This window comes from Spirochaetales bacterium, assembly GCA_016930085.1.
Lineage (GTDB): Bacteria > Spirochaetota > Spirochaetia > SZUA-6 > JAFGRV01 > JAFGHO01.
The window spans coordinates 13,206-27,824 of the sequence record JAFGHO010000070.1 but is presented as its reverse complement, the minus strand read 5'-3'; the positions used below and the strand labels follow the sequence as shown (position 1 = coordinate 27,824).

13 protein-coding genes are annotated in these 14,619 nt (G+C 42.7%); 6 read left to right on the top strand and 7 right to left on the bottom strand.

Going from position 1 to position 14,619, the window contains the following annotated elements; translation table 11 throughout:
* Positions 1-51: 51 nt before the first annotated feature.
* From JW881_12995 to murB, 7 genes are all read right to left on the bottom strand, one after another.
* Positions 52-354: a hypothetical protein gene (locus JW881_12995; protein ID MBN1698424.1), complete on the bottom strand. Its 303-nt coding sequence runs from the start codon at positions 352-354 to the stop codon at positions 52-54.
* Between the two features lie 795 nt (positions 355-1,149).
* On the bottom strand, positions 1,150-2,130 hold the full coding sequence (locus tag JW881_12990) for an aldo/keto reductase (GenBank protein ID MBN1698423.1): 981 nt from the start codon (positions 2,128-2,130) through the stop codon (positions 1,150-1,152).
* 338 nt (positions 2,131-2,468) lie between these two features.
* The gene (locus JW881_12985) at positions 2,469-3,488 is read right to left on the bottom strand and encodes a class I SAM-dependent methyltransferase (GenBank protein ID MBN1698422.1); all 1,020 of its coding nucleotides are present in this window, start codon (positions 3,486-3,488) and stop codon (positions 2,469-2,471) included.
* A 413-nt stretch (positions 3,489-3,901) separates the two neighbouring features.
* Positions 3,902-4,366 carry a hypothetical protein gene (locus tag JW881_12980; GenBank protein MBN1698421.1) on the bottom strand — a complete coding sequence of 155 codons (465 nt, stop codon included), beginning with the start codon at positions 4,364-4,366 and terminating at the stop codon, positions 3,902-3,904.
* A 784-nt stretch (positions 4,367-5,150) separates the two neighbouring features.
* Positions 5,151-5,654, bottom strand: a complete 504-nt coding sequence (locus JW881_12975) for an STAS domain-containing protein (GenBank protein MBN1698420.1) — start codon at positions 5,652-5,654, stop codon at positions 5,151-5,153.
* Positions 5,655-5,838: 184 nt separating this feature from the next.
* On the bottom strand, positions 5,839-7,185 hold the full coding sequence (gene mgtE / locus JW881_12970) for a magnesium transporter (GenBank protein MBN1698419.1): 1,347 nt from the start codon (positions 7,183-7,185) through the stop codon (positions 5,839-5,841).
* The gene (gene murB, locus JW881_12965) at positions 7,182-8,108 is read right to left on the bottom strand and encodes a UDP-N-acetylmuramate dehydrogenase (GenBank protein ID MBN1698418.1); all 927 of its coding nucleotides are present in this window, start codon (positions 8,106-8,108) and stop codon (positions 7,182-7,184) included. Before murB ends, mgtE begins: the two co-directional genes overlap by 4 nt.
* A 183-nt stretch (positions 8,109-8,291) precedes the next feature.
* On the opposite strand from murB, the gene cysS reads away from it, so the two are divergent.
* The 6 genes from cysS to JW881_12935 all read left to right on the top strand — a co-directional run bounded on the left by cysS (position 8,292) and on the right by JW881_12935 (position 14,600).
* A complete protein-coding gene (gene cysS, locus JW881_12960; GenBank protein ID MBN1698417.1) occupies positions 8,292-9,692 on the top strand; it encodes a cysteine--tRNA ligase in 1,401 nt (466 codons plus the stop codon).
* 42 nt (positions 9,693-9,734) lie between these two features.
* Positions 9,735-10,250, top strand: coding sequence for an RNA polymerase sigma factor (locus tag JW881_12955; protein ID MBN1698416.1), 516 nt, complete (start codon positions 9,735-9,737; stop codon positions 10,248-10,250).
* Positions 10,250-10,819, top strand: a complete 570-nt coding sequence (locus JW881_12950; GenBank protein ID MBN1698415.1) for a zf-HC2 domain-containing protein — start codon at positions 10,250-10,252, stop codon at positions 10,817-10,819. The genes JW881_12955 and JW881_12950 overlap by 1 nt, the downstream gene beginning before the upstream one ends.
* Positions 10,819-11,349: a hypothetical protein gene (locus JW881_12945; GenBank protein ID MBN1698414.1), complete on the top strand. Its 531-nt coding sequence runs from the start codon at positions 10,819-10,821 to the stop codon at positions 11,347-11,349. Before JW881_12950 ends, JW881_12945 begins: the two co-directional genes overlap by 1 nt.
* Positions 11,350-13,038 carry an IPT/TIG domain-containing protein gene (locus tag JW881_12940; protein ID MBN1698413.1) on the top strand — a complete coding sequence of 563 codons (1,689 nt, stop codon included), beginning with the start codon at positions 11,350-11,352 and terminating at the stop codon, positions 13,036-13,038.
* A 329-nt stretch (positions 13,039-13,367) separates the two neighbouring features.
* Positions 13,368-14,600, top strand: coding sequence for a cyclic nucleotide-binding domain-containing protein (locus JW881_12935; protein ID MBN1698412.1), 1,233 nt, complete (start codon positions 13,368-13,370; stop codon positions 14,598-14,600).
* Positions 14,601-14,619: the final 19 nt, after the last annotated feature.

Genomic DNA, 14,619 nt, shown 5'->3' with positions numbered 1-14,619 from the left:
TATTTTTTTTGGTGCATGATTTTCTTGTTCTGAAGGGGGTGGGAATTCAGATTACCCTGACTGGGGAATATGATTACCCTGGACATTGATATTAGAAGATATAATTTCGCTGCCGCTAATATTTTTTAGTACTTCTGATTCGAGTTTTTTAAGTTGCCCTCGTTCTTTTATAATTAACTCAGTAATATATCTGATCCTGTATTTTTCATAATCATTTTTACATATGAAGAATGAATTCTCTCTAATAGGATATTCTTTTAATATTAGTTTTTTAATTTCCTGCCTGATCCCATGACTGGAAATAATCTCGTTTTGTAAATATTTTTTTGAACATACAATGCATTTTTTTTTCACCTTTTTACTCCAATAACGCCCAGAAGCCGGTCTTGATCGCGTGTTTATGGTTTGTCACATTTTTGGGCTATGCAAAGATCGTGGCAAGCAAAAATATACCCGAAGGAGCGGGCAACCTGAAAAGCGGTGAAACAGTTACAATCTGTTGGGCGACGTAAAATTGATTTTTATAAATTTAAATAATTTACCATTAACTTCAACACATTTTTCCCAATGTGGATTATACCTACAACAAGGTAATTTGTAATAAGTTTAATTTTTAATTTTTATTCTTAAAAGTTCTCCATTATTAATGGATATTATTTTATCTTTTTGGCCCCAAAGTTATAAAACAGCTATTTTAAGATCTGATAATAATTTTTAAAATATAGATATAACAGTATCACTTTATTGTTTTGGCAAAATAAATTCAAACGGGAATTGAAATTTGTTATATATCAGATTTTAAAATGATTTCTTTACTACATCATGCGGTGATTGAGGCATGAAAAAACTCACCAACTCCAGGATTTGTACACATTAGAGATATTAAATATCCATTCTTCGACTGCTCTGCCGAAACCATGGATACATAGTGAATACTCATATCAAATACCAATTTATCAATAACGAGTTTTAATTCCTTTTGTCCTGATATATTTATAATTAAAAAATATCTAATTGTTATCCATTATATTTGTTCTAAGTTATATCGAGCAACGGCAGTTTAATGGAACAAGTAGACTATGTACCTTCATGTGTAGTACACGGAAATCCCTATACAATGAAATCCAATGTTGTACAGTGATAAATTGATTAAAAATTCTCTGTGATAGGCGATGACACTTCACCATACCGGTCCCCGGCAGCTTCGCCTAAATCATTGAGATAAGCAATATCTTCCTCTGTGAGAGTTACATCCAGAGAACCAAGATTCTGCTCTAGGTGACTGATGCGGCGTGTGCCTGGAATAGCGACAATGTCGTCACCCTGCGCCAGAATCCAGGCCAATGACAGCTGTGCCGGCGTTATCTCTTTTTGGGCGGCTAACGCTTCGACCTTTTTCACCAGGGCGAGATTTTTCTCTAGATTTTTCTGGGTAAAACGCTCATTTTGACGCCGCCAATCCCCTTCCTGCAAATCATTAAGGCTTTTGATACGCCCTGTTAAAAAACCCCGTCCAAGGGGGCTGTAAGAAACAAAGCCTATACCCAGTTCTCGTGTGGTAGCAAGAATTACATCTTCCGGGAAACGTGTCCAGAGCGAGTATTCAGTTTGCAGGGCGGATATTGGATGTACGGTATATGCTTTGCGAATAACGGCAGGGTCAGCTTCTGAGAGGCCAATATATTTGACCTTGCCTGCCTGCACCAATTCTGCCATCGCCCCTACGGTTTCCTCAATAGGTACCTCGCTGTCAACACGATGCTGATAATAAAGGTCTATCACCTCGACGCCCAAACGCCGCAACGAGGCATCGCAAGATGCTTTGACATACGCAGGACGGCCGTTTATCCCGATAAACCCGCCATCCTCCCGTCGTTGAATGCCAAACTTGGTCGCCAGCACGACCTCATCTCGCCGATCTTTAATAGCTTTACCGACCAGTTTTTCATTGGTAAATGGACCATACATATCCGCTGTATCCAAAAACGTGCAGCCTAAATCAAGCGCACGATGAATGGTCTTGGTCGATTCCGGGTCATTTGGGCTACCATAAAAATCGGACATTCCCATACAACCCAGCCCAATAACGGAGACTTCTAAACCCTGGTTACCTAATTTTCTTTGAATCAAAAATTGACCTCCTTTAATTTGTCATGTCTATGAAACCACAGATTTTTGGCGCAATGACTATTAAGGAACTTATTGCGGTTTGCCTATATATAAGATACCCCGCAAATTATATCTTTTTAATCGTTTTGTTATTATAACATCTGATTTTTAACGATATGCAGGATTTTAGGCGCACCTCGTTTAACGGTCCGCGGATATAATACGTTCGTGAAACCGAATGTGCCTAAGGCCGGACCCGGAAGGCGCTGCGGTATCCGCTGTTAGGCTCTTTAACATGATGTTTCGGAACAAACAAAAAGATACATGGGCGCATTTTTTTGTTCTCTTCCACATAGGACTTACAGTTTTTCAGCCTCAACAATACAATAGAACGGTTCCATGTCCAGTTTTTCACCGAATTGAATATAATTTGTCATTTTTAATCCACATGCTTTCAGGAATGATTCGACAGCTGCTTTGGAATCCTTTGACATATCTATTCCAAATTTCCAAGGTTCTCCCATTTTTTCTATCATATTTTTTTGACTTTTTACTGCAAGTGAATTTGCACCTGAACTGAATGCCTTGGAATAAAAATCCTGAGCGATGATACTTCCGTCTGCACATAAATCAGACATTTTCCTAAGTGTTTCTCTGACAATATCAGCTTCTAAAAATAAAGAAACGCTTTCCCAAAGGAACAAAGTCTTTTTTGTCTTGTCAAAACCAGCTCCCAATAGTTTATCAACCCAAGATTCGTTTGAATAATCAACGGGGATATAGGTGATCCAATCATGCTTTATACCTGCTTTATTCAAGGTTTCAACTTTGATGTTTAATGTATTAACCTGGTCGAGTTCAAAAACCTTTACTTTTTTCCCTTCTGTAAAGCGCAAAGCTATCAGATCAAAGCCAACCCCTGGAAGGACAATCTGTTCAATTTCATCAACATATTTTCTCATTATCTTGTCAAAGGCGAGCACCCGAATACCCGCAGTGGAAGCTAAAGTCTCTTCACCTGGTTCAACAAGTTTACCGAGCCTGGTAGTGAAGCCGAATATCCGCTGGGAAATAATAAGGGCCCCCATAATCGACCATAAACCAAAATGTGATTCACACGGAAATTTTTTTGTAAATGCAACAGAAAGTGGGTCCGGTCTGGTATTAAAATAATGCATGATCCATCTGTATTGAAGCGCTTGACCTGCCGAGAAGGAGACACCCATTTTTTTGCTTTTAGCCATTTCTTTATAAATTCCATCTATTAGTCCGATAATTGCAAAAGGAATAAAGATGATTTGTATAGGAATATAAAGAATGATTTGAAACAACTTGATAAAGAAACGAATTAAAATTGGGAACTGTTTTTTATTTGACATAATGTTTCTCCATATCCTATTTATCAAAGATATTTCGCCTGACTTTCAGTCTTGGTGGCGTCCGGCGTCATCCGCGTGCTCAAGGAGACATTACAAACTCAAGCATACATTGGCTATTGGGAAATCCCAACAATGGAAAGTAGAAACTGCAATCACTCCACTTCAATGGCGGCACAAACGTGCAAAGGCAGTTGTACGAACAAGCCGGTGCCGGATGTCTATGCCGGCGCGCCGGGGCGAAGCGCCCGATCAGGGGCGAGGAGGGCTACAGGGTTTATAAGCCGATATTTACCCCCTACACAAAATAGTGTCGTAGTCAGGATCAGGAAATTTTGCTGTTACCTCTTGATTGTTTCTTATAAGCATTCAAAATATATAATTAAATGATTCTAACTTGTTGGTAGTGTCTACAACTAATACTCTCCCTTAATAACAAAAAATGATCCGCGAATGGTTCCGGCAAGTTTAGACTTTTGTTTTGCAAACTTGAATTTTGCTTCTATCTCTTTCGGTACTTCCATATCTTCTGAAAGCTTAAAGCCGACGGCACGTTTCTTTGGATCATTTATCGCATACATAACGTTAATAACAAGACCATTCTCATAAAATACATAAGCAATATCGATGTTTTCAACTTTAAAAGCTGATGTTTCAAGAGGTTTTGATAAAATCTTGATATCGCGTTCTTCCTTAAGAATTTTATTTACGTAGTCTATCGTATCTCCGCTTTTGCTTGCAGGGGTAACAGCAAAATCATGGTTGTATTTGTTCTTATAATATCTTGATTCATTGGCCCGTAAACCTGCTAGTGCTTTCGAAACAGGTGAAGACTCTAAGCCGACTATGGATACATTTTCAAAATCAACAATCATTGACATATAAATGCTCCTTCTGGTTTAATTAATCAAATACTTATAAAAATCTATAAACTCTTCCGATTTAACGAAATTCATGATACATCCCGACATTCGATGATCGTACTTTTTGAGTTTTACTTGCATTCGCCCTCATAACGGCAAGCGATTTACCGAAAAATGGATCATAACCTACTCCAAAGCGGTTTTTGCACAAATCTATCCATTGCCGGTTAATCTGTTTTTTAACAGGCTGTAAAGGAGAGAGCCCGGTCCCTCGTATCCATCCCGGTCGTGACCCGTGCCGCCGCCGAAACAGGCTGACCCGGACCTTGTAAATTACGGGTTTCATTGAAATCCGTTTCCATTATAGCTTGGTTTGAAAAAAAAGCAATACCCGTAACGGATGTAATGCCGGATTTATCTTATCGTCAATACAAGCAGGTTTTTAGTGCGGTTTTCTCACATACAGTTTTAATTATCACTAACTTGTTTCAATATAGACAATTATATTAAATGTTAAAAAACAGTTTGCTTTTTGAGAAAAGCGCTAAAACCCGGCTTAAATATGTAAGTTACTCTATAATAAACAGATAACAAACATTTCAATATGAACTTTTGTAATTGTGAGAAGTCCGGATTAGAAGTGCCCGATAATTACATATGAAAAACTAAATATGATTTTTCTCAAAAACCGGCAAAGCTTGAAAAACTCTTCATTTATATAGGTCCGCGTCATAAATTTTTTCCCTGGGTAATCCGGATCCAAAAACAGGCGGTAATCCATACAACAATGCTGTATTCGACTCTACTTTTCGGTGTTGAAGTTTGCGTCGCAATGCGGGCAGACGTTGTTTCCTTCTTTTTTGAGCCTAACGGGTTTACCGCAATGCGGACATTCGATTTCTATAGGAAATTTCGCCTTAAAGGAATCGTCTTTGAGGATATGGATCAAATTGGCAAACCCCAAAACCCTGAAAACGGACTGTATTTTTTCGTTCACGCTGAGAAAAAATATTTCAAGCTCTTTGCTTTCGGGAATGGTGAGAATGTGGATAATGGCGCCGACCCCCGCGGAACTCAGGTAGTGAACGCGATGAAAGTCGAAGATGATCGAATTGATGCATTCCGTATTGTTTCTTATTGTCTCGATTATTGCTTCACCGAATGTATGTGCGTTGAATATCTCGATATCGCCTTCCACATGGATAAAAAGCTGGCCGGGCGTACCCGGTGTAAAGGACGCGTCGATACGGGTTCCCGACTGTGTTGTCGCATTGAAACGGTCGATAAACGATTCATTAAAATCCATAACCGGTTCCTTATTTCAAAAATGATCGGGATTTTGTCCACCCGTACGAGATGTACCGGAAGAACGACCCTTATCTGCCATGGGGTGTCGCAACAACCGCCTTCCGCTGCCGTTGAAGAGTTCACCATAAAAGCCGATAATACCTTCTATCATTGTACAACAAATTCCTTGTAAATGCAATGTTTTAAAGCCCGAGGATGATTTTTGTTATCAGGAAGTAGATGGTCAGCCCGGAAATATCGATAATGGTCGCCATGAGGGGACCGGCCATAACCGTCGGATCGAATCCGAGTTTTTTTATAAGAAAGGGAGCGATGGCGCCGACAAGGGTCGCGACAATGATGACAAGACAGAGGGCGCTTCCAACGGCTATCGCCTCGATGAGCGTGACCGTAGGCGGAAAAACAAATGACCGGATAATCATCAGGATGCACATACTCATCCCGATAATTATACTGACAAGAAATTCGCGGCCAAGAACGCGGAGAAAATCGTAAAGATGAAGCTCTCCCGTTGCGAGTCCGCGTATCATGAGTGTCGATGACTGGGTTCCGGAATTACCACCGGTTCCCGTGATGGTCGGGATGAAGAGGGTGAGGAAGGCGGCTGTTGCCATGAGGTGTGTAAAATAATCGAGGACATTGGATGTGAGGGTCGCTGCGAGAAGAAGGATCGTGATCCATGGCACTCGTTTTTTCACAAGAGCCCATATCGAAGAATCGAGGTACCGCTCCGTACTCCCGTCCATGGCTCCCATCTTGTAGATATCCTCCGTCTGTTCTTCACGTATAACGTCGATAACGTCGTCGAAGGTAACGATTCCCATCAGCCGGTTATGACCGTCGACTACCGGAAGCGCCAGTAGATCGTATGATTCGAGGATTCTGGCCACTTCTTCCTGATCTGTTTCAGCGCGTACGGAGATGACTTCCTTGAGCATGATAGTACCGACGGTATCCTGGTCCTTCGCGACAAGAAGTTCCCGCAGTGAAACGACACCGGTCAGACGCTTTAGTTGATCGATAACATAAATATTGTAGACCGTTTCGACTTCTTTTGCGTGGCTTCTCACCCAGGCAAGGGCTTGCGCTACGGTGAGGGTGGACCGGATCGCCAGATATTTGGGGGTCATCAAACCGGCCGCATCGTCTTCGTCGAACTTCAGAAGCAGTCTTGTTTCTTCCCGTGCTTCATCACTCAGATTTTTCCATACCGCTTTCCGGACTTCGGGCGATATCGATTGTATGAAGTCGGTGAGGTCGTCCGGTTCCATTTCTTCGAGAATGCTTTTTGCATGTTCTTCTGAAAGCGTCTGAATAAGGATTTCCTGTTTGTATGGTGTCAGCGAACTGATGAGATCGACTTTTCGTTCCTTGTCGAGTAACGAAAAGACCTTGAGGGCTTCTTTTTCTTTCAGATCGTCCCAGATTTCGATAAGCGCCGAGACGGGAATTTCATCGATGCTTTTTTTGAGTTCATGGTCTTCGAGAAGATGCATAAACTCCCTGATATTATCCATTGTTTCTTTCATTCGTCGGCCTCCTCGAATTCTCCGACAAAGATTATCTCGTTTTCAAGCAGATAGCCCAATTCACGCTTTACGCTTTTTCTGATATATGCGATAAGGCGCCAAACATCCTCCGCCGTCGCATTGCCTCTGTTGACGATGATGTTCGCATGGTGTTCGGAGATCTGCGCGTCCCCAATACTATACCCTTTGAGTTCGAGTGAGTCTATGATTTCACCGGTAGTTTTACCGAAGTTTCTGTTATTCTTGAAAACGCTTCCTGCAGACGGAAAGGAAAAATGGCCTTTTTTATGCCGGTCCTCATCATGTCTTGCCATTTTTTCCAGAATTGATGTTTTTTCTCCAGGTGAAAGGGTAAACGAAGCGGCCAGAATAAGAGCGTCCGCATGTTGAAAAGGGGAAGATTTATAGCCAAAATCGGATTTCTTTAGGTGTACGATTTGCAGTTCTTCGTTTCGGGTGAGGATTTCGGCGGACACGCAGATGTCCGCTATTTCCCTGTCATAGCAACGGGCGTTCATCCAGAGTGCTCCGCCGACGGTTCCCGGCATTGAAGAGAGAAACTCCGCTCCGCTGAGATTATGCCGCATAGCGGTTGTCGCCAGATCGTTCGCCATTACTCCGGCTTCGGCGACAATGGTAGAACCGTTCACATCAATTCCACATAGCGACGTGCAGTCGACGGTTATGCCTTTGATACCATTGTCGGAAACAAGAATATTGGCACCCCCGCCGAGTATGAAACAAGGGACGGTGTGTTCTCTGCAAAACCGGACGACGGCGATGATTTCCTTTCTGTTTTTAGGCCGGATAAACACTTCCGCCGGCCCCCCGATTTGAAAGCTTGTATGGTTTTTCATTGGTTCATTGAAAAGAATCGGGCAATCGATATTGATTTTTTTTATGATATCCCTTAGATTTGCCATAGTAATGATATCATAGCCTAATTGGCCGTTTTTGTCACATATCATATGGGTATCGTGAAAAATGTTTTTATAATCCGGCAGTATATTCCGTTTGCATGCCGGGATCTTGTTATATATGATAAATCGGTATAAGCTTGTGCCGATTGGCATATCGTTTTTTTAATAATAGAAAGGATAGTTATTTTGAAACTGAGGTTATTCAATACGCTTGGAAGAGAGATAATGGATTTTAGCCCTTTGAAAGAGGGGAAGGCGGGTATGTATGCATGCGGTCCTACGGTATACAAATATGCCCATATCGGGAATTTGAGAACATATATCCTGGTCGACATTCTCGGACGGGCGCTTCGGTTTCTCGGATATGATGTCACCCATGTGATGAATATCACGGATGTGGGGCATCTTTCCGATGATGCGGACTATGGTGAAGATAAAATGCTATCCAGCGCCAGGGAAAAGAAAATGAGTGTCTGGGATATCGCGGAGCATTATACAAAAGCCTTTTTCAAAGATATGGAGGACCTCAATTGTTTGAAGCCACAGATAATCTGTAAAGCGACCGAACATATAGAGGATATGATCGGGCTTATTCGGCGGATTGAAAAGAACGGATTTACTTATTTTTCCGGCGGCAACCTATATTTTGACATTTCGAAGTTTCAGGATTACGGAAAACTCGCCCTTTTGGATCTCGATGAACTCAAGGCGGGCAGCAGGATAGAAATAGACAGGAATAAACGGAATCCCCATGATTTCGTACTCTGGTTTACGAAATCGAAGTTCGAAGATCAATCGATGCAGTGGGATTCGCCATGGGGGAGGGGGTACCCGGGCTGGCATATCGAATGTTCGGCCATGTCCATGAAGTATCTCGGAGAGCAGTTTGACGTCCATCTTGGGGGAATCGATCTCATTCCCGTCCATCATACCAATGAAATAGCCCAGGCAGAGGCCGCAACAGGACTCCAGTGGGTAAAATACTGGGTTCATGGCGAATTTCTCAATACGGCAAAAGGTAAAATGTCGAAATCGAGCGGCAATTTTTTTACGCTTCAGGGACTCGCGGAGGCCGGATACCGGCCCCTGGATTACCGTTATTTCTGTCTTGGCGGACATTACAGAAGCCAGCTTCAGTTCAGCCTCGAGGCGCTGGACGCGGCCCGAAACGCCCTCAATAATCTTTACTTCAGAATCGCGCAGCTTAAGGAAAAAGCCGATGTAAATCAGGACCGGAGTGATATCACCGGGAATTCCTTCTACACATCGTTTGTCGATCATCTCTGCGACGATCTCAATATGCCCCAATGTCTTTCCGATCTATGGAACTGCGTCAAGGATGAATCCATATCACCCGAGATCAGAATAAGGCTTGCCGGAGAAATGGACCGGATATTGGGACTTGATCTCAAGAAAGCACGTATCGATACCGATATCGATGATGATATTGAAGCTTTGATCAAAGAGAGGGAGGAGGCCAGAAAGCGGAAGGATTTCATAAATGCTGACAGGATACGCGATGAGTTGAAAAATAGAAATATTATCCTTGAAGATACACCGGATGGTGTACGGTGGAGAAAAATCTGATTTTTTCCTGTAACTTTATAAGATTTCCGATTGTTTACCATGATGTATACGCCAAACGGAATAAATCCGTCATTCGACACGATATATGAGACCCTGTTCCCGATTATTTATAGAATTGCGTATAGAATTGTCGGAGAAAGCGGTGCTGCGGAGGATGTATGCCAGGAAGCCTTTATAAAATATTATGAGCGTGAAACGCCGCTCCCGGATATCGATCAGACAAAGTACTGGTTGATACGGGTTGTAAAAAATCTTTCTTTCAATTATGAAAAGAAAAAGGCGAGAGAACGTAAACTCTTTTCAAAATTGAAAGAAGAAGGTGTAAAAACGGCGGAGTCAGGAGAAAAGGTTGTTATAAAAAAAGAGGTAAAGAAATATGTTCAGGAGGCACTCCAGAAACTTCCGTACAACCTCAGGGTTGTCCTGGTTTTAAAGGAGTATGGGGACTTGAGTTATAAAGAGATCGGCTCGATTGTCGGAATTTCTGAAGGTAATGTGAAGGTGAGAGTTTTTCGAGGAAGAGAAAAACTTGGAAAGATGTTAAAGGAGAAGATGTGATGGTGTGTCCTGATTATGAAGTGTTATCTGCATATTCCGACGGGGAAGTGGGATTCCCGTGGAACAAGGAACTGGATGAACATATCTCGAACTGCCCGTCGTGCAGGCAGAAGCTTGATGAATTAACAGTATTGAAGGAAGCACTTCGTACATCGCCGGAACCCGATCCGGCAATCCCGATGGAACGTGTGAGAAACAACATTGCACGGCTAACCGAAAAACAGAAAATAATTCATGTACCGGTATGGAGAAAAAAAGTAAGCCTGCCGATGCCGTTTGTTGCTGCGGCTTTTTTCCTGTTCTGCCTGGGTGTGGTGCTGGTTTTTTCGGTCATATTGAATTTGGGGAACAGGAGTGAAATAATCGTTATCGACGAGACGGATCATGGAAAAAAGGAATTCCGTATTATCGGTAAAAATCCCGAAGAGATACAGGCGCTGCTTGAATCATTGGAATATAAAACAGCGGATGAAGAGGTGATTATCAGGCTGCCGGACGATTCGGAGTATTTTCTCATCGGAGAACCCGAAATTATCAAAACCGTTGATTACAGAAAGAGTTCCGATTAATGAAACATGCATTATATATAATATTATGCATTCTCTCTATGCCGCCTATATTTACCCAGGACGTTGCACCCGATGTCCGGCAGGACGAATCCCTTGACAATCCGGTCAAACTTAATTTCAATATACGCCTGACACAGACGGGAACGACACGGGTCTGGCAGCAATATATGGAAAAGTACACTATTTCCGGCAAGGCGGTGAGTTTGAAACTGGCCGGGGCGAACCTGAAATATCTTGGATATTTTACCCCCTTTATGCTCAAGGAAGATAAAATCAAGATTTATATTCAAAGTCAGATTTTTCTCTCCTCGGAAGAAAGCAACAGCTTTAAATATTTTACCTCATTCAAGACGGCAGTCGTCTCATATGGAGAGAAAATCGTTTTTTATCCCCTGGGAATGAAAAGAGACGATCCGCCGGATGATATCCCCGCGAGCAATATCGTTATCATAGAGATCGAGATTACGGTATTCCCGGCCGCGAACGATGATGGGACAAAGCCGATAAATACAGTGGAGCCTGGCAGATAAATGGTTTTGAACATTCATGAATCGCACGGCAGGAAAGGAACGAAATTGGTCGTTCCTTTTGCTATTTTCCTGTTTCTCATAATCTGTCTTATTATCATATCAGGGCTTACCGGCAGGTCCCCGGAAGTGATTTCAATAACACCCAAAACAGGTATTCCGGGTACCGAACTCCTCGTGAAGGGGAGGTATTTCGGAAAAGAACGGAATGGAGGCCGGGTTTCCGTTTCCGGTTTTTCTCCTTCTACCGATGCATACGTCGAGTGGAATGACACGCGAATAAGGCTTTTAATCCCTGAAGATTTTTCCTCCGGTCTTTTAAAAGTAATTACCAGAAACGGGGAAAGCAGTGAAATTATCCCCTTTGTCAATAAAATGGAAATTCCGCTTCCCATCATCGGTCCCATCAATCCAGGTGAAGTGTATATCAGTAATTTTATCCCGCGCAGGGGCTCTGTCGGGAATATCGTGACGATAAGCGGTATCAATTTCGGCGGGGAACAGGGTGAATCGAATGTATATTTTGGCTGGGTTTCGGGAGACAGGAATTATAATGAGAGCGAGGCGATTTTTTCCAATTCAATTTCCGCCTCGAATATCGATTACGATTATATTATGTGGACCGACAATAAAATCGCGGTACAGGTTCCCGACGGTGCCCTTTCCGGCAATATTTTTGTTCATACGAAAACGGGTATCAGTAATGCGGGTTTTTTCGAAGTTCAGGAACCTGTCGGGCAAAAACGAATCCATGATAAACGGGTCTATCAGGTCTCGTATTGGGTGGAGGTAAGGGCGGGAGACGCGGAAGCCGGAAACGGTCTCGATATCTGGGTGCCGGGCATTATCGAGTCCCCTCTGCAACGGGATGTCACCCTTATCTCTTCGGAATCGGGCGAACCGAATGAGGAAACGAATGGTATTATGAGGTTTTCGTTTACCAATCTGCTTCCCGGAGAGACGCGGCAGATAAAATTACGGTATCTGTTCAAACGATATGCCGCGACCACCAAAATTAATTCCCGGGAAGTCAGGGAGTATTATGATGTCAATAATACCATGTATAAGGTGTTTACCAGATCAAGCCCCCTCGTTCCGTCGTCGGATGTCAAAATTATTACACTTGCGCGGAATATCGTGGGCAAGGACAAGAATCCGTATATTAAAGCCCAGGATATTTATAATCATGTCATTAACCTCCTTAGCCCCATCGAAGAGGGGGATATCCCGCCATCCGATGTCCTTGCCGTCTGTGATTCTAGAAAACCCGAAGGCGATGCGTTCATCTATTCCATCCTTTGTACCGCACTCATGCGTAGTGTCGGTATTCCTGCACGGCCGGTTGCGGGGTATCTTGTCTGTTCGCAGCAGGAGAGTGTGGAACATTACTGGGTCGAGTTTTATCTTGAGGATTTCGGATGGGTTCCCGTCGATCCCCTCCTTGGAGACGGAAAAACGTATAAAGGATTTCAACGCAGCGGAAGTTACAGAAATTATTACTTCGGAAATCTCGACAACAGCCATATCACCGTGACGCGTGGGGTGATTCCCGTAAAACAGCGAAATCCGGAAGGACGTATTGTCAATAGCAGGCGGTACGCGAGTCTTCAGACGATTTTTGAGGAGAGTACGGGAAATCTCGTCTCCTACAGTGCGGAATGGTCCGGTCTTGAGATTATCGGATTCTACTAGCTCAGACCACATGCATTATTATACATATCAGCGATGTGAAATCTGTTTTATGGGTGTTTTATCATCATCGGCACGCTTTGTCCTCTTTCAAATAAATATTTCGCCAAAGTATTTGGCAAAATATGCCGTTATTCATAATATACGAGTGATACGTATTCACCTTCTCGGCGGGGTATATCAGCGGAAACGTCATCATCGATATATAAAGAAGCAGAGAGAAGAAAATGCTGTTTTTATGGTAAATTACAGGTTTATTTGCTTTACATTGACTTTTCAATAGCGCATACTTATACTATAACCTGTATCAATAAAGGGAATGAATTGGGAAAATGTCCAGTCCACTACAACTGTCCATAGTCAATTTCAAACAGGGCTCATATATCATCGTCGAAGGAAAGCAGAAAGCAGATCATTTTTATATTATCCGCAGCGGAAAAATACGATTGACAAAAGAAGTCGAGATTGTCGAAGAAGAGGGTGGAAATATTTTAACGGCGGGGGATTTTTTCGGCGTCGTCTCTACAATGTCCTCCCACAGCCATATTGAAACGGCAATGGCCATGACCGATGTTTCACTAATTTCCGTGCACCGGAATCAGTATGAAATCCTTATCAAACGGAATACTCCCGTTGCAATGAAGATTATCCAGGGATTCTCGAAAAAAATCCGGTATCTTGACGAGGCACATACACGGTTGACACTAAGAAGTACGGCAAGCGCGGATGTTTCCCATCTTTTTAAAGTCGCCGAGTATTATGCAAAGCAGAACATGTATAACCAGGCTTATTACGCCTATTTCAGGTATATTCAGTACTGTCCCACCGGGGCAGATCTGGATATCGCCAAGGAAAGGCTTTCACTTATCAAGCCATACGCTAAAGCGGTATATCTGGACGGCGATCTTGACTCCTTTAACAGGGTTTATCCGAAAAACACCATGATTTTCAGCGAGAACGAACCGGGAAAAGAACTTTATATCATTCAGAAGGGAAGCGTCAAGATTACAAAAATAGTGAACAACAACGAAGTAATGCTTGCGATTCTCAAGCCCGGGGATATTTTCGGGGAGATGGCGCTCATCGAAAACAAACCTCGTTCGGCGTCTGCGATCGCATACGAGGATTGTACCCTGTTGACCGTCAACAAGAAAAACTTTCAGATGATGGTACAAACCCAGCCCCAGCTTATCACAAAACTCACCACTATTCTCGCGGAGAGGATCTGGTTTATTTACAAGCAGCTTGGAAACACAATGGTGAAGGATTCTATCGGCAAGATGTATGATGCTCTGAGTATTCAACTTGAAAAAAACAGGATTCGCATCAATGCCGGTGAAAATTATACCTTTGAGTTCGGTCCGAACGAACTCCTCAATTTCTGCGGACTTCCCCTCAAAGACGGGGAAATGTATCTTAAAAAACTTTTCGAGAACAGAAAACTGAGGGTCGTGGACAACAAGATATTTACAACAGACGTCGAAGAGATCGTCAAGCAGGCGGAATATTTCAAAAAGATGCAGAAAATAGAAAACGCCCGGCGGGATCATCTTCGCTCACGATAGAAAATACTGATTTCATCAA